Raw genomic sequence first — 20,998 nt, 5'->3', positions numbered from 1 at the left:
CAATTTTTTTTTTTTTTTTAAAACCTTTCTAAGAATAATTTGTTATAATAAGTAAGAAATTCAATTATTCGAAAAATTATATCTAATTAAGGTGATAAGACAAGGCAAAATTAAGCTGGAGGGCCAAGATGAAAAAATTTATGAATAGTAAAAAGGGGAAAATTATCACGGGTACTGTTCTAACTATAGGCATATTGTTAATTATTTCAGTTCCTGTCACGGCTGAAGTACAAAATAAATTGAATCGACAAGGGATAGTAAATGAACAAAATAAACTGAATCAACCAGATAAAGTGAATAAACAAAATAAACTGAATCAGCCAGTAATAGTAAATGAGCAAAATAGAGACATGATAGGAGAAGAAACCCAGGATAATTATATTTTAAAGTACCAAGACGGTAAATATGTTGATTCTGATGGAAACAAATATTCGGAGGCTGAATTGAGTAATAAAATTCAGAAAACTATTCCTAATAATCCAATAGTAAAACAAATAAAAATGGAGAATTTCGTACCATCTTCTATAGTTGAATTTGAGACAAAAGAAAGTAATGGTGTATTTAATTCTCCTGAGATAATTACGATAAATGGATCACTAAGTGTTTTAACGAAGATTAATGGAGAGGGGTGGGACCTAAAACCAAATGAAAAAGTAAGCTTCAGTTTTGAAAAATATAAATCAAAGGTGGTAGATAGCCAAAAACTGATAGTAGGCTTGATAAAAAATGGTACATTAAACAACGGTGATATTTTTGACAAAATCGAAGGTAAATACGAATTTACTGTATCTGAGCCTGGCATCTACTATATTTATTTTGTAAATGCTAGTTCTGAAAGTATCACACTTAAAAATGGACACGTACTAATTTCCAACCACTGACTAAACATAAACTTTAACCGATGTAGCAAAAATTATATCAGGGATGATAATAATTGGAGGAGAATTTTAAATGAAAAAAATATCCAGTGTTTTCGTTGGCCTAATAGCTTCCCTAACAATTGCTGTTTCTGCTAATGCTGAAGAGGTTAAAACAGTTAATACAAACGAAGTCGACAATCAGACTATCACTTCAAATCAAGGAAATGAGTCTATCACTTGGAATTATACGGTTTATGATAAGGATGGAAATGTTATTAATCAAGGTGAAGTGCCAAATGATTCAGGTAAAATTCAGCCAAGATATACTTGGAGCGGGGTAACTTTAAAAAACGGTGAACATGCTTTGTTTGTTCCTTCTACTGATTCTAGAGGGTTATGGGCCCTTAAAGGTACAAGTATGACCGTTAGTTATACCTTAGATCGTAGTGCGCAGCATCAATTTGAGTTTGCAGGTTGGAGCAGTGGACAATTGGATTTAAATCAGTTTGGTGGAATTGGGTTTTCAAGAAAATATACAGCACCCGTCGGTGACTATTATCGTGCATCAATTTACAGTAATTCATCAGACCCATTTACCATTAAGAGTTTTTCAATTGTTTTTTAAGACAATTTAATAATAAACTCTTGTAACTGAAAGAAACTAATCAATACATAAACCAATAACATTTATCTTTCAGTTTAATACTGATACAAATAGTTGACTAAGCCACATCATCTTTGATACATTGAAAACCCCTGGCCTTTTAATGGTTTGGGGTTTTTGATTTGAGGCTCCAAATTGGAAGGATTCTATATGAGTCTTCAGAATTTTAGTACCCAGTCATCGAATGACTGGGTAATTAATACTTACTAAGAGACATGTTTATTTACAAGGGTTTATCTATAACTCATGTAAGGGTTATTTTTAGGTTAACATTTCTCTGATCATCAGTATCTCCCTAAAAGTTTTCCTAGGAAATGCAGCTCCATGACTCGCATACAATTACACAAAATCAGGATTTTTTACATATGTCTTCGTATGCCCATTTGTCCAAAAAAGTTAATCGGGTGCTACTTATGCGGAGAGGATGCGTATTTACTCGCGATGCTGAATCAGGGTGCCGCAGGAGGCTTTTGGGGACCTCCCAAATAATTCTCGTTCGTTAACATCTATATACTTCTAAATAATTTAAAGCTGAAATAATATCTGCTTGAATTTAGGCTGTATTTTTTTTGCCTTTCTTCGATTGTCTCTCTTACTGGTGGTTCATTAATTTTTTTCAATTCATACAATCTACGATGCTCTGGAAGTTCATTAATAAGTTGTAACCGCAATTCATCGAAGATTGAGTGGAGATTCAAAGTAAATCATTTTAACTTTATTTTATTCAATTCTTGATTTAAAAAATCTCTCAGTATCCTTATCCATAAAGTAAACATAGCAACCCTTCATACCACGCGTTAAGAGCACCCGATAAGTATTTTTTACTAAATCAACAAAATGCTCTTTCGAACGTTTTACAACATGACCTTCCCAGGACTGTGTATCAAGATTATAAGTAAGATCTTTTCCGAAGATTATGCCTACATAATGAATTCAAACCCTTGAGCAGTGTAAACACATCCAACTTGATTAATTCCTAGGGGATCATAAGCCCATAAGGATGAGGCCGGAATATTCCTATCTAATAGCCTTGCACCAGGCTTAGCATTCCACGGCCGTTTAAAATCACCAACAACTACATCTTCTACTAATGAACCATCTTGCTGTTGGTCCGACCATTTCCAACAGAAACCTGCTGTTAATCTAGCACTATGTCCTTCTCCAACTTTTTCCTTTATAGCGTTATCTAAGTCAACAGGTGAATTAAATATCTTAAATTCAAAATCATCGTCTGAATCCCAAAGAATGTTTGCAGTTTTCTTAATGGACAATGTATTATTAATCCAATTGATAAAACCATCGGAACCATTACAACGGAACTGTGCATCGAGTTCTTCAAAGTATATTTTGCAATTGTTTTCCAATGCAAATTTAGCTATGTAGGAAACAGAACCAATTTCATCTGGCCGCACGACTTGATTATCATCTATGAAAAAAACAGATACTTTTGAGGCATTGATGATCTCTGCAATTTGAGGCAAATTAGATCGGTACTCTTTCTTTGTAAATCTACTATTACTATTTTTTCTGATACGGTGTGCCTCATCACAAATTAGTACATCAATTTCATTGGCTTTAGCGTTGGTGTAACTATTGAAATATTTAAATTGAATTCCACCTCGCCGCCCAATAATCTCACGTAATGTTTCCGTAAAAGCCTTTGAACCTGTAGCGTAATGAGCATTGTAACCATTTAATAATAGATCTGCCATTAAGTTAAGAGCAATAACTGACTTACCGGTACCAGGTCCTCCCTTAATAATTACCACTTGCTTTTGTTTGTCATGAAATCCATCTCTAGCAAAGGCGAAAATTTTATCGTAAATAATCTGTTGTTTGTCCAAAAAGATATATTCGGATTTTCCTTTAATTGTGTTACCTACATGATCCATTAATTTTTTGCTAGGTCTATATTTACTATGCTCTATTCTATTAAGATTTTCCATTCCATCACCAAGACCAACCTTAGATTGTAGGAAATCCTTTAGCTTAAGAACATCGTCACCGGTAAACAAAGGATACTTTCTTAGTGACTCGCTAAATTTATCAGCAAATATAACATCATCAGTATAGTAATTGTAATTGTGTAAATACGCACAGGCAGAGAGTTCAATAGGATTATCCTCATAAAAAGCTTTAAGTAAATCTTGTAAGTACAATCGATACTGGCCTACTTGAATTGACGGATGAAGTAAATCCTTTTTTGAGCCAGCGACCCAAGTCACAACTTCATTCAGTCCATTGGATTCTTCGCATCGGTCCCATTGTTTTAGCTCAATAATTACCGCATTTTCTTGTCCGGTTGCATTTTTTCCCGTAATCATACAATCTAACCGTTGGGAATTAATTGGTAGCTGGTATTCAAGGAAAATTCCATTATCGTGATCTAAGTTAGAATATTGGAAGATCTGTGAAATTGCCCTTAGTGAATTTCTCCAGGAATTAACTTCAGAATCAGAAGGATTATATCTGAAATGAAGAAAAAAGCTGGCCTTCAGTTTTTCAGCTATTTGATTTTGAATCGTGTCATCGATAAACTGGTAAGAAGTTCCAGAATAAAGTTTCATTTTAGAGCCAGCTCGAATTTTAATCATAGTGCTTATTGGTAATAGTATATTAGAACTAGTTCTTGCTTCGACAAAAGTTGGCAATTATCCTTTATTATATGTTTAGTTTATATTTAATTTGTTGTTTCATATCATCAATATTTGGAGGGAGTATTAATGCAGGAACTATCTTCAAAAGTTCTTCGTTTTAGGGACCAAAGAAATTGGAAGCAATTCCACGATGCTAAAGATCTAGCTATTTCGTTATCACTTGAAGCTAGTGAATTATTCGAGATTTTTCAATGGAAGCAAAGTAAATGAAGTTATTAAGGATAATATTGATGATATAAAGGATGAACTCGCCGATGTTTTATACTTTGTTTTATTAATGAGTCACGATCTTGGGATCAATATAGAAGAGGCCCTTGAGTCAAAACTTATTAAGAATGAAAAGAAATACCCGATTGAAAAAGCATACGGTAATAATAAAAAATATACAGAGTTGTAAGTAAGTCCATTTGATATAGGAATAATATCCTTCTTATTCTTGAGTAGTTTTATGGATGTAAAGACTGGAAAGAATTTATTAGCTGACACATCATTTTAAATGAATGTCTTTTTATGATCTACTATATAAATGAGAACTATAGATAGTTTGTTGTGCGGCCTAGATTGACTGACCTTCCTGACGGAAGTACTGTTTGAGGTAACTGTAAACCATGATCCGGAATTTATCTTGGGTAAGCTAATATGGTCCTGAGATTCTGGCACCGGCTTCTCGGGAAATGATGAAAGAGCGATTGATAAGATTGTGCGAGAAGTATGAAAAAGCTTGAGGGTATAGGCCTTGAAGAAGATGGATCTGATATTAAATTTGCATCATGTATAGAAACAGATCTAGGGACCGGATATATCAACCATGTCAGCGAACTGCTGAAGCTGCCGTTCGATAAGCAGCAAAGCTTCATAAAGCCTTTTAATGGAGCCAGGCAGAAAAAGCTTATGGATATGGTGAACTTGATCAAAGAGAATGCAGTTCGGATGAGGGTGACCTAAGAAGAGCTTGATTTGAGTCTATGTAGTTAATGTTCAATAAGAGAGGAATATATTATGTTGCCAGAACAACTTTCATCAATCTTTCGTGTGAAACAAAAATCCTACAAAATGGTCTTAATCCAATGTCTCATTAATCAATACGAACAAACTCATTCTCTTTCTTTTCCGCTCAGCGCAATAGCTGAGCGGTTTTTGGCGTACTTTCAGGAGAATAGCAGACAAGGAATTAAAGTAGACTCTCCGCCATCAGGGATGGCAACACACTGGAGTGAGTTTACTTTATCCCAAACTCTAACCTTACTTAAAACACCCTTAGATGCTCTATCAGCCATACTTGAAGTGGACTATGATCAAAGGGTTGTTTCCTTTCGCCCCGATATAGCTAATAAATTGGATGATGACGTCATCCAGGAATTAAAGGAGTATGCTTTGAACGAGTTGGAGAACTATAACGAAAAATTAGGGAAGCCTACGATTTCCCTTCATAGCGCTCTGTCCGAAATCATGAACAGTTACATAACAGCAAGAAACCAAACCTTTGCAGGACACCCACTAGGTACATTGTTCAGACAGACGATCCCTGATCAGTTGCGATCACTTTCTTTTGTGGATCCCAACTACAAAATCCAGGGATCTGTTGGTATGGGCAACTGGGCAAACATTCCTTGGATTGCAGTCATGGACAAGCGGATTACGGATACGACGCAGCACGGTGAATATATCGTTTATTTGTTTTCCGAGGATATGGAGTCCGTCTACTTAACATTAGCTCAAGGGGTTACTGTACCCAAAGATGAACTCGGAAAGAAAGAAGGGTACCACTACCTTGAGCAGAAGGCCAATGAACTCCGTGAACTCCTTCCACTGGAAGGAATGCAGAAGGATGATGGCATTAACCTCACTTCGAGAAGCGGACTCGGTCGCGACTACCAAGTCTCTACCGTGGCGTATATCCGCTATGATCGAGACGCTCTTCCGGACGACGATCAATTACTGGCCGATCTAGAGAATGTGGTCACTAACTATAAAATGTATGTGGACCACGTTTTGAAGAATAAAGGCGAAGAAGAAGAGATGCCACCAAAAGAAGAGAAGGAGAGTCCGTCCTTGAGTTCATTAAATGTGCCGGAGCAAATTGAGCAAATCCAATCCTACATCTCCAACCAGGGTTTCCACTACCCACACGGCCTTATCGAGAACCTATACCTCTCTCTGAAAACCAAGCCTTTCGTCATCTTAGCAGGGGTGTCGGGTACCGGCAAAACCAAACTCGTGAAGCTATTTGCCGAAGCTCTAGGCGCCACAGGGGATAAGCGCCAGTTTACATTGATCCCGATTCGTCCGGATTGGAGCGATCCTTCGGATTTATTAGGATACAAAGACTTATCGGGTGCATTTCGGCCCGGACGTTTAGCTGAGGTACTCGTTGAAGCTTCTCAGCCGGCGAATCAGCATAAACCATATTTTATCTGTCTGGACGAGATGAATTTGGCTCGGGTGGAGTACTACTTCAGCGATGTACTCAGCGTGATTGAGACGCAGGAGTGGAAGCGAGATCGGATTGTCACGTCCAAGCTTATCAACCGTGAGTCCTTGCTACCGGAGGACCAATCGGTGTATGGGGACTTGTCCATACCGGATAACGTGTATTTGATTGGTACAGTGAATATGGACGAGACGACGCATCCTTTTAGCAAAAAAGTACTGGATCGTGCGAACACGATCGAGTTTAACTATATTGATCTCCAGCAGTATCCGAGCCTTGCATTGCAAGAGGAGGAGACACTGCTTCCCGTGCATAACTCATTTCTGCGAAGCGAGTATTTGCAACTGGTTGATGTATACGCCGATTATACGGACTTAGTCCACACTACGACAGAGAAGTTAGTCAAGATCAATCATATTTTAGAAGAGATCCATTCCCATGTGGGATTCCGGATTCGGGATTCGATCTGTTTTTATATGGTTTACAATCAACGCTATGAATTACTTACTCCCGACGAAGCTTTTGATCTGCAACTGCAGCAGAAAATCCTACCACGCGTACAAGGGAGCAGTTTATCCGTGAAACGGGTCCTATTAAAGCTTCTAGAGGGGGCACTAGGAAGAAAGCTCTCTTCGTTCTCCGACCTCATGGAAGATGCGTCTAACATCGACCAAGAATGGAATGACGACCAAGAAGAGAAGAAGGCTAAACATCCACTTAGCGCCCGGAAAATCGCCTTTATGTTGCGGAGGTTAGAAGAAGATGGATTCACATCTTACTGGCTCTCTTAATCAGAGCGTTGAATTGCTGCGCATCGAAACCAACCTCTTCAATCTGTATATTCAAGGCAAGCCTTATCATCCCACGGTGGAGTGTTTGCAGTTACATCGCCGCCAGGATGGAGAGTGGATCGATACCAGTCTTTTGGTCAGCTCTTTCTCAAGTAAACTTCAGATCGGGCAAATTTCGCTATTCTCACCGGAACAAGGGGAGCTTATCCCATGGCAGGTGGGAGAGCGAAGTTGGCCGCTATTTTTCGAAACGCAGTCGTATGAATTGGTAGTGGAGAAGAAGCAGACGTTGGCGATGACCTTTCATCACGATAATGCTAGCGTCAGACAGGCGATTAAGCCGCTGGGTCAGACGATCCTATCGGGGATCCTGAATTTTCAGAATGAGGTAGGGCTAACCGATCTGGAGCTTCGGCTGAGTGGGGAGGCGATTTTTCAACTACAACTCGAGATCTTCCCTTCCAAAATGGATTACAAACAAGATTACCAAATGATTCTGAACGATGTGAATCGGCAGATCTATAACTTGTCCTTTGATTTTCTACGGAAGACGTACCATTTAACCGGGTTAAAAGAAACGAAGCATCAGAGTTTGACGGAGTTTTTTACGATTTTGCAGCATGTATTTGACCAGCTTGTCCAGGCCGTGGCTCGAATAGAGACTTCGCCTAACTATAGGTTAGAGAAAGAAATGAGAAGGGTCGAGGCAGCTAGAGTAAAGAAGACCGGGAAGGAGAACATCGCTTATCTGACGAAGCATCCTCAGTTTCTTAGACCCAATGACAAGATCGGATTTATTCCCATCAACGGGCAAACGTTATATCCCAGCCATGCGTTGGAGACGAAAAGGCGGATTCAATATGATACTATGGAGAATCGTTTTGTGCGGTGGGTTCTCGAACGCATATCGAGCAAATTGAAGGAACTGAAATCTAGACTTTCGGGAAAAACGCGGATGCAGGATCCTCTTCTGATGAAGCGAATCGACTCGATGCAGAATCAATTGCAGCGGCTTCTGAGGCTCGATTTTCTCAACGTAGGCGGAATGAAGCAACTCTCGGTGTCCTTAGTGTTGCAGATGGCTCCGGGGTATCGGGAGGTATATCGCAATTATTTAATGCTGATGAAGGGCCTATCGATCCAAAGCGACCTGTTTCGGCTCTCGATGAAAGACTTGGCGCAGCTGTATGAGTATTGGTGCTTCCTGAAAATTCACGATCTTCTCAGCCAGAAGTACGAGCTTCTTAAGCAAGATATTATTAAGGTCCAGCGGAACGGGATTTTTGTGACATTGGACAAGTCTGCGAAAGCTAAGATGGTGTACCGCAACCCGAAGAACGGAGAGCTATTCACCCTTTATTACAATGCCCTTCCGAAAGGCGATAAAAGTGAGACGCTCGGCCAGAGGCCGGATAATGTGCTGACGTTAAATAAAAATGAAGCTGCGGTGGAGTACAAGTATATTTTTGACGCGAAATATCGTTTGAACCCGGCATATAAGGGGACTTCCTATTATGATAAATACAGTCAGCCCGGTCCGGAGGAAGACGATATCAACACCATGCATCGGTACCGGGACGCGATTGTGTATGCGGATGGGGAAGGACAAGACCGAGAGTATGAACGGAGCATGTTTGGAGCGTATGTGCTCTTTCCATACCATGATGAGGAGCAATTTCGGGAGCACCGTTTTTATAAAAGTATCGAGCTCGTAAATGTAGGGGCCTTTCCGTTTCTACCGAACTCGACGAGTCTGATGGAAGCCTTCCTGGATGAGATCATTATGGACAGTCCGGAAAAAGCCTACGAACGCTCTACAAGACCACGCGGCACGAAGAGTTACTACCAAAATAAAATGTCCGGCAAAAATGTGTTAGTAGGCTCACTGCGAGAGCCTTCGCAGTTGGAACAGGCGTTGGAGCTTAAGTTCTACCATATGCCGCTTGAAAACATCACGGATCACAAGATCCTAACGCAGATCGAATATATTGCGCTCTATCAATCGAAAGGGAAGTTTGCTTCTACTGGGGAGACCGGTATCCATTGGTATGGGCGCATTGTGGATTGGAAGGTTCTACGACGCAAAGAAATCACTGAGCGTCCTGCGAGGAAAGGGGCGGAGGAGAAGTTGTATGTCAAATTTACGATCGACCAATGGATTAAGCGGGATCAACCGATCGTTCCTGGTGGACGAGGGATCTATACGGCGTTGTATACTTCGAAGTATATCTTTGACCGAGCTGCGGAAATTGCAGAGCTGAAATTAGAGACGGAAGAGGATATCATCCAGTGGCGTGAGCAGAGACGTGTGGGTTCGGTGAAAGTGGAGCTGGATCATGAGCAGGTGGATTTGGCGAAGCGGGTGGTGAGGATTCAGGGGATGGAATAATTTCATGATCTAATAGTTGATCTCTACACAAGGAGCTGATTGGAATTCCAATCAGCCTTTTTGCTATGTAAGATGTTTACTTATGATTAAAGATCGCTTTTAGCACATTCTTTGCCATAGCGATCTGCTGAGGACTTTGTTGTTCGAGCATATGCAATATTTCTTGAAGATCAACTTGCGACTCTTCGTTACTCTCTACACTGGTATAGGTGAAGAGTTGAGATATATCTACCTCTAATGCCTCAGCAATCTTTGCAAGATTTAACAGAGCCACGTTTTTTTCTCCGCGCTCGATTTGCCCGATATATGAGAAATGAAACCCACCTTTTTCCCCGAGAGCTTCTTGCGTTAATCCCTTTTCTTTTCTCAAATCACGTAGACGAGCACCTAATCTAAGAAGGATCTCTTTATCCGTCATCATTCCACACCTCACTACTAAAAAGTGTAGATAAAATTACAACACCTATACACCAGTGTTTGAATATTGGAAATAATACTTATAGATATTAATTTGGTGTATAATGGTAAATATAAGTATCTCCACGATCCACGAATTCATAACATCCGAGGCAATGTTTTCAATATGAGTCGTTCAATAACCGAAGTGGGAGCTGAAATATGTGGATAAGCATTCAACCTCCATGGATAATGGCACGGATACGATTAATAAGACGTCAAGCTTACAGAAAAACGTGGCTGTTCAGGCGAGAATTATAAATAAATTAGTTGATCGCTCACAGATTTATATGGATTCGGCATTTCGTTTGATACACCAATCCTCAACTCATATTTGCATTGTGTTAGGTTATCGAGCATTGGAGTCCATGTTAATGGCGCTGTATATAAAAGAAAACAATTTGACTTCTCTTCCTCATTCACTATCCCTTGAGGACTTAGCTCGGCTTACAGACGAAAAGACTGGCCCTGATTTGGATACTGTGATGTTTATTCAGTCTATTCATTTTCTGGCAAGTTTCAAAGATACTGTTCTCCTTCAACAAATCCAAATGACTCATCTTAAGAGAGTGCTAAGTAGAGTGGACGCTGTATTAGCTCGTTTATCTAGAAGAATTCCAAGCCATAGCTTGGAAGAGCACCATCACATCCCCTAATTCATCCTTTAGTATCCCAATTTGCTTGATAAAGCGATCATCACGAGGTTCATTTCATATTTGGCAGGAACCTCATTCCGGGACTGTTCTCTTGCAAGCCCGCTTTCCTTATAGATCAAAAGATATATTCATAATTCTATAGGCCTATTTGATGGGGTGTGGTAGAATTTGGGTATATAGTATCGATTTTATTTAGACGTATGTGGTGAACTAAGAACTTAGTTTCTAAAAATTTAGATATAAATTGTAATTTATGAAATTATGGGAATATACCGATGTATATTACGGGTGAAGACAAGATGAGAATAGCTCACAATATTTCGTCAGTGAATACAATAAACAAGCTAAATAAAAATAATAAGTCTTCGGCGAGTTCCTTGGAAAAGCTTTCTACTGGCTTAAGAATTAATAAGGCAGCAGATGATGCAGCTGGCTTAGCTATTTCAGAAAAAATGAGGGCACAGATTCGTGGACTAGGACAAGCGGAGCGAAATATACAAGATGGTATTTCATTAATTCAAACAGCAGAAGGTGCATTAGGCACGATACAAGATCATAACCTTCAAAGGTTAAGAGAACTAGCTGTGCAGGCTTCCAACGGTACACTAACTGATGCAGATAGAAGCATGATTCAAAGGGAAGTTGAAGAGATCCAGGAAGGGATAAATGATATTGCCAATAATACTCATTTTAATGGAATTCATTTATTAAATGTTCATGATGACTCGCCGGATACAAACTCTGGTTCAATAAGCTTTTCCAAATATACAGGAGAAAATAAAAATTCCCTTTCTAGCTCAACTTTAATTGGAAATAGTCACAATATTCATGACGCTCAAGGCATAGAAATTATTTCTGGTGTCAACGATGAGTTGACTATAAAGTTCGATGGAACTTCTTATTCCATTAATATTACAGCGGGATTTTATTATGGCTCTTCTACAGCTCTATACGATGATATAAATTTGAAACTCACAGCTCAAGGTGCCCCTGTGAAATTATCTGATGTTTATAGTGAATGGGACGATACTCATATGAGAACATTACTCACTAGTCAAATTGCAGGAGACCATACAATAGAAGTTGGAGGAACGGCATTTAATGAAATATTTGCACAGGAAGGCACTTATTCTGGAACTTATGAGGTCTGGGGAAGGGAAGCTGATTTTTCTGTAGGTTACGAAGTGAAAAAAGGTATAAATGATACTCTTAACTTTAAAGAGAATGGGGTTTATAAAACAATTGTACTAACAGAGGGTGCGTATAGTAGGGATGAGCTTGTTGCAGAATTAAATAATCAATTTACAAAGGTGAGTGCCAACATTACAGCATCGTTTACTGGTCCAATTGGGGTAAATGTGAGTTCTGGTCCCGGCAATGAACATTATATGCTAACACTAAAACATAACTTTAGTGGTTCAGACAATGCAATTCAATTAGTGTCAGGAAATGCGCTTAATCCACTGTTCATGCGTTCTGCTAAACCCGGTGATGTATGGACTCCGACCACAACGAGTTATCTTAAAACTAATATTGATATTACCAATGGATTGACAATAGAAAATGGTCAAAATGAGTGGGAATTTACTATTGATGAGTTTATTAAAAAGACGATTACTCTAGATTCGGGTACATATTCGTCTAACGACTTAATCGATTCATTAAATAAGGATTTCGAAAAAATTAGTGCAGGTATAATCGCTGTAAATGAAAATGGAAAGCTAAAGTTTGAAAGAGAAATGAATGGTAGTAGTTATACCATATCTAACTTTAAAATCATTGATGAAAAAACAAATGAAAAGAGAAATGATGTATTGGATTTGCAAGTAGGTGCGAATTCAAGAGAGACCTTTGCCATTCAACTAACTAATGTTACGACTTCAGCACTTGGTATTCAGGAAATTAATCTTTCTACTAGACAAGGTGCTGAATCAGCAATCTCCATTATCGATAAAGCATTGGCAATTGTATCATCAAAGCGCGCAAAATTCGGTGTTTATCAAAATGCTTTAGAACACGTATATAACAATGTTTCGAATTACAAAGTTAATTTAACTGCAGCAGAATCCCGAATTAGAGACATTGATATGGCAAAAGAGATGATGGAGTTTACAAAGAGTAATATCCTTTTTCAAGCATCCCAAGCTATGTTAGCTCAAACCAATCTGCAACCTGAAGGTGTTTTAAAGTTGTTACAATAATTAATAGGATTTTCTAATAAATATATTTTTAATATTTCTCTAGGAGCGTTTGAAATGTGGTCAGAAGTATCAAAATTAATCGGAGCTAATCCTATCGTGACTTTAGTCATTACTATTATTGGTACGTCATCCATTTGGATGTACAAAGAATTCAAAGAAATGATAAACCGAAATAATTCAGCTAGAATTAGCAGAGTTAATGAAAAAATCAAAATATATAGTCAACTGCAAGCGAGTATTGCAGTAGTTCTTAATGAACCGAATAATAGTACCTTAAAACAAGGTTTAATCAATAAATTGGGTGAGTATAGTCCATTTCTAAATGAAGATCTTCGTTGTATCGTTAAAGATTATTATAAATGCGGAGATTCGTTATATTTGAATTCAATGTTAGCAATGATGGAGGTAGATTTCAGTAAGTTCGAACAAGAAAAGAGGAGGGTATCCAAATACGAGGATAATACGGAAGTTGAGGATATCGTTTTAAGATTATATGATCCACTCAAACCTATACTATTAATTTGGTTACTAATCATATTTTTCTTATTCTCGTACGAAAACTTTACGGAACAGCAAGATTGGTTCAATAGAATGAACGTTATCGCTTCCGCATGTTCTTGGTTTCTCAGCATAGTTTCATTGTCCGCTATTTTTTCTTTGAAATTAAATAACCGGTTATCCAAGCAAGGAATACATAGATGGATCTTAATCGGGGTGTTGATTCTAGCACCTATAATTACAGTATTTTATATAGGTCTTTCGCTTTGCCCGGTCTTCATTCAAATAACAAGCTTATTTCTCATCATAAGATTAAAGAATCGCAAGAAAAAGGGAATATTAACCTTTGATTAATCCATCAATTATGGCGTTGTATACATCGAAGTGCATAGACGTGAGAAGAGACGTGCAGGTTCGGTGCAAGTGGAGCTGGTTCGTAAGCAGGTGGATTTGGCGAAGCGAGTGTTGGGGATTCGGGGGATGAAATAATAACGATGTAGTTAGAAAGTTATTATTTACAGTGAAGATCTAGTGAGCTATACTCCCTATTGGTATTTTATTGAATAGGAGGGTATATATAACTAGTTTGATGTTAGTAAAAATAAATTCTAGGAATATGAGGGAGAACATTGAGAGGACAAAAAAAAATTATTGCAACATCAGTATCTTTAATAGTATTAGGAAGTTCCTTTTTAGGGATTGGAAACCCAAAAGTTAGTGCTGATGTAACGTTTGAAAATGAGCCATCTAGTCAAGCTATTTCATTAAACGAGGATTCTAGTCTTACAAATGCGAACTCTTTAACTCAAATACCAGACAAACCGAATTATGTTCCGTTTGGTGAGATACAAGCCCATACCACTAGTGTGGAACTTTCTTGGAAACCAGTCATAAATGCAACTTCTTACGTACTAACCCGTGATGGAATTATAATTTATCAAGGAACAGATCTAAGCTTTAAAGATATCGGACTTATTCCCAATACGCGTTATACATATGAAATATCGGCATTGAACGGTAATATTTCTAGTGATACCAATGGAACTGCCGTTACAACATTAGTTGAGGAGCCTTTATTGTCCCCAACCGATTTTCGAGTTTACCCTCAATCTCCGAGTGAAATTATGATGCATTGGGATCCCGTAAATGATGCTACTTATTACGAACTTAAACGTGACGGGGCTGTTATTTATACTGGGCCTCAAAATTCTTTTGAGGATATAGGTCTTAGCCCAGAAAAGGAATACACATACACACTGATAGCAAAAGATGCTAAGCGAACTAGCGAAGAAAAACTTGTTAAAGTATTCACGATTTCACCTGACAATTTACCATTCCCAACTGAGATTCCAACGAATGTTAAAGCAGAATGGGATGGGAGTAAAGTCGTGATAAGTTGGATACAACCCGATACATCTATTGGTATCCAGGTAGAAAGGACTGGTGGCCTCGTAGTCGAGACAAAATCCAGCCCTTATTACGATAGTAATGTGGCAAAAGGTTCTACCGTCAGTTATAAAGTCCGTGCTTTAAACGGAACGATTTATAGTGATCCTGTTGAGGTATATGTAAATATTCCAAGTAGTTCGACGGATCCACTTCCCGAAACCATTTCTGCACCAAGTGAATTAAAATTATTAGGACGAACACCTACATCCCTCAAGTTGGGGTGGACAGCTGTACGTGGGGCAACTAGTTATGAATTGAAAAACGGGGATAAAATTGTATACACGGGAACAGACATGGAGTATAACGACACAGGGCTTGTTCCGGGACGAATGTATCAGTATTCGGTAGTGGCAATAAAGAATGGAGTCAAAAGTATTGAGAGAAGGTTGAATGAGCTAACATACACAGAAGTTGTTTCTGCGCCCGTGGGACTAAAGCCTATTGATATAACTTATAATACCGTAACGATGGCTTGGGATGAAGTTAGTGACGTAGAAAATTATACTATTCTCCGTAACGGTGAAGAAGTCACTACTGTGACATCAACAACGTATAAAGATAATAGTGTTAGCGAAGGTTTAACGTATGTATATGGTGTGATCGCCAACAAAAGTGGTATTAAAAGTAAGAAGGCGATTAAATCAGTTTCAGTTCCGTTACACGCTAATCCTGGCGAAGCCCCAAGCACTCCAACAAATATTTCAGTAACTAGTGTATCCAATGACACAGTTGAAATTAAGTGGGATAGATTATCAACAGCAACCTCATATAAAGTAATTAGGGACGGTAAAACATTAGTTTATCAAGGACAAATAACTGAGGCTATAGATCACACAGTTGTTCCAAACAGAATGTACCAATATGAAATAATTGGAATAAACAGCGAAGGTGAGACCTCAAGTGGTCCATTACTTGTACACACTTCTGGATTGCCGCTATCTATTAATGTCTCTCCAGCTGATTTAGAGCCAGCCACGGTTACATTTAAATTTAGATTAGTCGATTCAAGTGCAAATTATGTGGTAGATAGCCCATTCAAAACGACTTTTGTACCTATTAATGACGGTACCAATAGGTTTCTTGTTTTAAGATATGATACAGAAACTGATAGAAACCAACCTATTGATAGTATTGTTCCTGATAAGAACGGATATTTATCTTATAAAGAATTTGGGATCGCCCCTGGTAAAACCTATAACTATACTGTTTCTGCTTTGAGTATAAATGCCTACGGAATGCCTGAAGTTATTGCTCGAAACAGTGTAAGTATTTTAGCACCGGCCGATGGAAGTGGAGCTACTATAAATGTCAATACCACACCAAATCCTGGTCCAGTAACTACGGATCCCGGAAACGAAAGTAAGGATACAAATCCAGAACCTTCTACTTCTCCACAAAATGGGCACGGAGGATATGATGGGGATTTATCCGAAAAGGCTCTTACTGATTCAGGTGAAACTGGTTCTAATAAAAATTCGACTGAAGAAGACGATAAAGTTCCATCGATAACTACTGTTCAGTTTACTGATGTACCAACAACACATTTTGGATATGAAGCAATAATGGCCCTTGCAAAAAAAGGAGTTGTTAAAGGCTATTCAGACAATTCCTTCGGTATCAACAAAAAAGTTACTAGGGCTGAGTTTACTGTTATGCTAACCCGGGCAATGAATTATAATCCAAATGAAAAATATAATCTTAATTTTTTGGATGTGGAAGCAAATGCCTGGTATGCATCTGATCTGAATGCTGCTTTTAACAAAGGTATAATCCAAGGATACAATAAAAATAGCTTCAAACCCGATGAATTTATTACCCGGGAACAGGCTGCTGTTGTTTTTTCTAATACTGCTAAAGAAAAGTTAATTTCGTTTAAACCTTCGGTTACATTGTATGCCGATAATGATTTAATTAGCAGTTGGGCCCGGAAAGATGTTGATAATATAAGTGGAATCGGGGTAATGAGAGGATACGATGATGGGTCCTTTGGGCCTAAGGGAGAAATTACAAGAGCTGAAGCGGCAACAGCCATCTACAAACTTACACAGATGTTGCAGTGATTTTGGCAGGTAGGCTTTTATAAATATTAAAAGCTGCGTTTTTACGCAGCTTTTTTGTTTGTTAGATTAAAACTATTAAATTTATCACGCTATAAAGACTTAATACATTTAACTATATGCACTCCCTCGAACAAAAGGTATTAATATACTGGCTGCATAAACTGCTTATCCACATACTTATAAGAGTCGAATAGCCCTTGTGATCCATATGGTGCCATGAGTTCCTTACCATTTAGTACTATATAAGCCTGCCCAGCAATTGAAAGCTCTTGGTTTATAGGATTAATCTTCCTTAAATCTCCAACGGTAGTAAAGGAATACACCCAAATACATTCATCAATCAGGGAGTTACCGACAGCAACAATTAACTCATTAATACCATCTTGGTCAAAGTCATGGAGAGTAGCCTGCATTTTGTAACCCTCCTGCAAATCACCGTAATCTTCGAATGCCTCAGAGTTATCAGCACCAGACATATCAAGGGACCAACCTACCGAAGATGAAGGGAAGTAAACAATGGCTTTAGTTCCATTGGGGTGATCCAAACCAATCACTAATTCCGCTTTCGTTTTACCAAATTTCATTGGCAAAGATACATCGGGCGCACCGGGAGTCCACTCTACTTGAGATAAATTTTTCCCTTCAGGAGATCGGATTAATGAGTCAGTGGCGGAAATATCCATGGAGGTATTCTCTGGTTGTGATTCACTATCCGACGTCTCAATCTCTTGCTGATCGTTTCGTGATGCAGCCATATCGGTCTCTTTATCAGGTGAATTGGCCGCATCATCGTTACTTACCTTCCCTCCTTCTTGTTTATCTGTAGTATGTAGTGGTTGGGATGTATTTGATTGGACTGGTGAGGTATTACAAGCTGATGATAATAGTACGGTGCTAATCAATGCAATTAACAAGGCCACCTTTTTCATTCTTTAGATTGTTCCTCTCTGGTATTATAATAGGTATAATTGCCCAAAAGTTTATTGAGTCAGCAACTCCTATTATATGTAAAAACTCATACTTAGTGTAGTGTTAGACGAAAAATATGCTAGCTAATTTTATCTAATATTCAAAACGAAAGGAGCATTCCCATGCCCATCGAACTAGGAGTTTGGAAAATTAACGGAACGGTTGAAAGAATTCATTTTTCCAGTATAGAGACCGAGCGTAAGCTTGAAGATGTAATTACTCATGATATTAGTATTATCGATCCGTCATTAATGCTGATAGGGAGACAGATCACGACGGCGTTTGGCAAATTCATTGATATCCTAGCCATGAACTCCGAAGGAAATTTGGTCGTGATCGAGCTCAAGCGTAACAAAACCCCACGGGAAGTTGTGGCCCAAACGCTGGATTATGCTTCGTGGATTCAACAGTTAACTTACACGGAAATCATCGAAATCTATAGCGAAAAAAATCCGGGCAGGCAGCTGGAGCAGGATTTTGTGAGTCATTTTCAGACCGACTTTCCAGAAGCTTTAAATGAATCTCATCAATTGATCATCGTTTCTGCTGAGCTCGATCCGGCAACGGAAAGAATTATCGACTATCTCACGGGCTTTGCAGTACCGGTAAATGCAGTCTTTTTTCATTATTTTAAAGATGGAGATAACGAATATCTGGCCAGAAATTGGCTCATTGATCCCCATAAATTGGAGGCTAAGTCATCGAGTGTGAACAGCCGGAAAACGGGGAAGGCACCATGGAACGGCAAAGATTATTATGTTTCCTTAGGAGATGGCATTCACCGGAACTGGGAGGATTGTAGAAGATATGGCTTTATATCGGCAGGGCAAGGGAAGTGGTACAGCAATACGCTGAGCCTCCTGAAGCCAGGTGCCAGAGTTTTTGTGTGTATTCCTAAAGTGGGATACGTGGGTGTTGGTATCGTTACAGATGAAGTCGTGCCGATCAAGGATTTTCAGGTCGAGATCGATGGCGAAAGCGTGCCGCTGCTGGAAACGGACTTACATGTCAAAATGGATAAGGATGTCGATGATCCCGATTTGTGCGAATACGTTGTACGCGTGGAATGGATCAAGACAGTTTCTAAGCAGGAGGCAGTTTGGGAGAAAGGCATGTTTGCGAACCAGAATTCTGCATGCAAGTTGAGAAACCAGTTTACGATTGAACGTCTCACAGAACATTTTCAACTCGAAGAAGAATGATAGATTTGAAAACATAGAGGGAAGTATGAATGATGGACATCAACAGCCAGCTCGACGAACTATTTCAACAGTGGGAGATGCACGAAGCGTGTGCAAAGGGAATTTTTATCCCAGACGGTCATGTGGACGAGGAAGCGTGGTCAGGTTCTCAACTCAAACTGATGGTATTGCTGAAAGAAGTAAACTCTTCAGATGCCGGTTGGAATCTGCAGCAGTTTGTTAGAGAAGAGGGGTATCTCAAGGAAAGCAGCACCTGGCCAACGCTCATTCGGTGGACGTATGGGATTCTGCATGGGTATCCTGAATTCTTCGAAGTTGAAAATCGTTATGCGGATATCAAGGGAGAGGCGGATCAGTTCTTACGTCAGGTCTATTTTGCCAACGTTAAGAAGATTGCGGGTGGTTCGCAGGCGGTACATACGGATATTGAACGTCATATCCAGTTGACCGGGCCGCTCCTCCTTCAACAAATCCGGATTTTGAATCCACATATTGTTCTATGCTGTGGAGATGTGATTTTCTATGGCGTCCAAAAGGTATTAAAAGATACGAATTCTTGGACATACGAACATAAGCAAACTTCCGGCGGACTGGACTATATTTGGTGGGAAGACGCACAGACCTTCCTGATTCGTTATCATCACCCTAACGCCTATTTTCCGAGAGCGATGTCTTATACCTACCTGATGAAAGAAATTCAGAAGATTCTCTGAATCGGAAGAGACAGAGCAGCTTGACTATTTCTCCAATTCTCTCTCGTAGCTCTCAACCAATACCGAAGCCTTAACCTGAAGCGCCCTTGCTAATGCTGTAATCGTCAGCAAAGAGGGCGCTTTTTCTCCGTTCTCCAACTCACTAATATAAGACCGGTCGACGCGGGAATAGACGCTCAACTCATCTTGAGTGAGCTTTTTTTCTTTGCGGATTTTACGCAGAGCTCTGCCGAGGGCAAGCAATTAACGGTCTTTGATTTTTCGAGCGTGAGCACTATTTTTAATGTAGTCAAGGTATTAGTAACCATCACGCTGGTTTCAATGATGGTTTATTTCTATGGAAAGCAGCGGAAATAACGATAGGATCTCCTCACAAAGTCACCAATTAGGGTGGCTTCTTTTTTGTTTAAGCAATAGCCGCTGACCGAACCACTTCAGAAGACCACCCCAACACCGCTTTAATTAGTAAAAAGGTCCTATTCCACAATCGACAAAGTTCGTGTAGATTTGCATTATATGGAAATTGAATATTTTCGTACGATAATAGCAAACCCGCCGAAAGGCGGCGACGCAAAGCTACAGGGGCTAACGCGGATTGCAGTACCAATCAACCGCTATGCCAGCCAGTTGCCGAATACGACGGGGAGCCTCCGTCTATTCATTATTTAATAATGTTCAGATGGGAGGTTCTTTGTGCTGCCCAAAAAGCCGCCTTGAATAAGTTGAGCCCGGTCGTTCTTTATAACGAAGGGCCTGTTACCAGACGAATAAGTCAGAATGACAGGAGTATATTAGCATCACTCTTCAATAAAATGTCGAAATATTCAGTCTTCTAGACAGATTGAACTAAAGTTTTGCATTGAACCTCCTGTTATAACGGCCCAATATGGCCTATATAACATTCATTTCTTTAGTTCATTCTGTATAGACAGATTGAACTAAAGTTTTGCATTGAATCTCATGTTATAACGGCCCAATATGGCCTATATAACATTCATTTCT

General features: G+C 39.2%; 14 protein-coding genes, 2 pseudogenes and 1 riboswitch. Of the genes and pseudogenes, 12 read left to right on the top strand and 4 right to left on the bottom strand.

What is annotated here, in order from left to right:
- The first annotated feature begins 128 nt into the window (after window positions 1–128).
- Window positions 129–881 carry a hypothetical protein gene (locus GCU45_RS12035; protein WP_152399117.1) on the top strand — a complete coding sequence of 251 codons (753 nt, stop codon included), beginning with the start codon at window positions 129–131 and terminating at the stop codon, window positions 879–881.
- Between the two features lie 70 nt (window positions 882–951).
- On the top strand, window positions 952–1,485 hold the full coding sequence (locus GCU45_RS12030; protein WP_152399116.1) for a hypothetical protein: 534 nt from the start codon (window positions 952–954) through the stop codon (window positions 1,483–1,485).
- A gap of 759 nt (window positions 1,486–2,244) precedes the next feature.
- Here the strand turns inward: GCU45_RS12030 and GCU45_RS34550 are convergent.
- Window positions 2,245–3,416: pseudogene (locus tag GCU45_RS34550) on the bottom strand (DUF2075 domain-containing protein).
- A gap of 831 nt (window positions 3,417–4,247) precedes the next feature.
- Here GCU45_RS34550 and GCU45_RS12020 point away from each other — a divergent pair.
- From GCU45_RS12020 to GCU45_RS12005, 4 genes and pseudogenes are all read left to right on the top strand, one after another.
- Window positions 4,248–4,578 (top strand): annotated as a pseudogene (locus GCU45_RS12020) (nucleotide pyrophosphohydrolase).
- 314 nt (window positions 4,579–4,892) lie between these two features.
- Window positions 4,893–5,126 carry a hypothetical protein gene (locus GCU45_RS12015; RefSeq protein ID WP_152399115.1) on the top strand — a complete coding sequence of 78 codons (234 nt, stop codon included), beginning with the start codon at window positions 4,893–4,895 and terminating at the stop codon, window positions 5,124–5,126.
- A gap of 54 nt (window positions 5,127–5,180) precedes the next feature.
- Complete coding sequence (locus GCU45_RS12010) at window positions 5,181–7,403, top strand: MrcB family domain-containing protein (protein WP_152399114.1); 2,223 nt, start codon at window positions 5,181–5,183, stop codon at window positions 7,401–7,403.
- Window positions 7,375–9,792 (top strand): restriction endonuclease-like protein, encoded by a 2,418-nt coding sequence (locus GCU45_RS12005; RefSeq protein WP_152399113.1) that lies wholly within the window; start codon window positions 7,375–7,377, stop codon window positions 9,790–9,792. Before GCU45_RS12010 ends, GCU45_RS12005 begins: the two co-directional genes overlap by 29 nt.
- A 76-nt stretch (window positions 9,793–9,868) precedes the next feature.
- On the opposite strand, the gene GCU45_RS12000 is transcribed toward GCU45_RS12005, so the two are convergent.
- Complete coding sequence (locus GCU45_RS12000) at window positions 9,869–10,210, bottom strand: helix-turn-helix domain-containing protein (RefSeq protein ID WP_152403002.1); 342 nt, start codon at window positions 10,208–10,210, stop codon at window positions 9,869–9,871.
- Window positions 10,211–10,412: 202 nt separating this feature from the next.
- Between GCU45_RS12000 and GCU45_RS11995 the strand changes: the two genes are divergently transcribed.
- The 4 genes from GCU45_RS11995 (at window position 10,413) to GCU45_RS11980 (ending at window position 17,112) form a co-directional block, all read left to right on the top strand.
- Window positions 10,413–10,904 (top strand): hypothetical protein, encoded by a 492-nt coding sequence (locus GCU45_RS11995; protein ID WP_152399112.1) that lies wholly within the window; start codon window positions 10,413–10,415, stop codon window positions 10,902–10,904.
- A 299-nt stretch (window positions 10,905–11,203) separates the two neighbouring features.
- Window positions 11,204–13,105, top strand: a complete 1,902-nt coding sequence (locus GCU45_RS34380) for a flagellin N-terminal helical domain-containing protein (protein ID WP_152399111.1) — start codon at window positions 11,204–11,206, stop codon at window positions 13,103–13,105.
- Window positions 13,106–13,159: 54 nt separating this feature from the next.
- Entirely contained in the window at window positions 13,160–13,957 is a 798-nt protein-coding gene (locus tag GCU45_RS11985; RefSeq protein ID WP_152399110.1) for a hypothetical protein, read from the top strand.
- Window positions 13,958–14,232: 275 nt separating this feature from the next.
- Window positions 14,233–17,112, top strand: coding sequence for an S-layer homology domain-containing protein (locus GCU45_RS11980; RefSeq protein ID WP_152399109.1), 2,880 nt, complete (start codon window positions 14,233–14,235; stop codon window positions 17,110–17,112).
- A gap of 140 nt (window positions 17,113–17,252) precedes the next feature.
- Here GCU45_RS11980 and GCU45_RS11975 read toward each other — a convergent pair whose 3' ends face one another.
- A complete protein-coding gene (locus GCU45_RS11975) occupies window positions 17,253–18,041 on the bottom strand; it encodes a hypothetical protein (RefSeq protein ID WP_152399108.1) in 789 nt (262 codons plus the stop codon).
- A 162-nt stretch (window positions 18,042–18,203) separates the two neighbouring features.
- On the opposite strand from GCU45_RS11975, the gene GCU45_RS11970 reads away from it, so the two are divergent.
- Window positions 18,204–19,283, top strand: coding sequence for an endonuclease NucS domain-containing protein (locus GCU45_RS11970; RefSeq protein ID WP_152399107.1), 1,080 nt, complete (start codon window positions 18,204–18,206; stop codon window positions 19,281–19,283).
- A gap of 29 nt (window positions 19,284–19,312) precedes the next feature.
- Window positions 19,313–19,996 (top strand): hypothetical protein, encoded by a 684-nt coding sequence (locus GCU45_RS11965; RefSeq protein WP_152399106.1) that lies wholly within the window; start codon window positions 19,313–19,315, stop codon window positions 19,994–19,996.
- 24 nt (window positions 19,997–20,020) lie between these two features.
- On the opposite strand, the gene GCU45_RS11960 is transcribed toward GCU45_RS11965, so the two are convergent.
- A complete protein-coding gene (locus tag GCU45_RS11960) occupies window positions 20,021–20,239 on the bottom strand; it encodes a helix-turn-helix domain-containing protein (RefSeq protein ID WP_152399105.1) in 219 nt (72 codons plus the stop codon).
- Window positions 20,240–20,531: 292 nt separating this feature from the next.
- Window positions 20,532–20,631, top strand: a riboswitch (cyclic di-GMP riboswitch).
- Window positions 20,632–20,998: the final 367 nt, after the last annotated feature.

Origin of the sequence: Paenibacillus cellulositrophicus (genome assembly GCF_009363095.1) — a bacterium.
GTDB classification, from domain to species: domain Bacteria; phylum Bacillota; class Bacilli; order Paenibacillales; family Paenibacillaceae; genus Paenibacillus_AQ; species Paenibacillus_AQ favisporus.
The sequence above is the reverse complement of the archived record's forward strand: the minus strand, read 5'-3'. Positions and strand labels throughout refer to the sequence as shown.

Coding starts and splice junctions, on each gene's coding strand:
- GCU45_RS12035 (WP_152399117.1), top strand. CDS start 129: ATGAAAAAATTTATGAATAGTAAAAAGGGGAAAATTATCACGGGTACT.
- GCU45_RS12030 (WP_152399116.1), top strand. CDS start 952: ATGAAAAAAATATCCAGTGTTTTCGTTGGCCTAATAGCTTCCCTAACA.
- GCU45_RS12015 (WP_152399115.1), top strand. CDS start 4,893: ATGAAAAAGCTTGAGGGTATAGGCCTTGAAGAAGATGGATCTGATATT.
- GCU45_RS12010 (WP_152399114.1), top strand. CDS start 5,181: ATGTTGCCAGAACAACTTTCATCAATCTTTCGTGTGAAACAAAAATCC.
- GCU45_RS12005 (WP_152399113.1), top strand. CDS start 7,375: ATGGATTCACATCTTACTGGCTCTCTTAATCAGAGCGTTGAATTGCTG.
- GCU45_RS12000 (WP_152403002.1), bottom strand. CDS start 10,210: ATGACGGATAAAGAGATCCTTCTTAGATTAGGTGCTCGTCTACGTGAT.
- GCU45_RS34380 (WP_152399111.1), top strand. CDS start 11,204: ATGAGAATAGCTCACAATATTTCGTCAGTGAATACAATAAACAAGCTA.
- GCU45_RS11985 (WP_152399110.1), top strand. CDS start 13,160: ATGTGGTCAGAAGTATCAAAATTAATCGGAGCTAATCCTATCGTGACT.
- GCU45_RS11975 (WP_152399108.1), bottom strand. CDS start 18,041: ATGAAAAAGGTGGCCTTGTTAATTGCATTGATTAGCACCGTACTATTA.
- GCU45_RS11970 (WP_152399107.1), top strand. CDS start 18,204: ATGCCCATCGAACTAGGAGTTTGGAAAATTAACGGAACGGTTGAAAGA.
- GCU45_RS11965 (WP_152399106.1), top strand. CDS start 19,313: ATGATGGACATCAACAGCCAGCTCGACGAACTATTTCAACAGTGGGAG.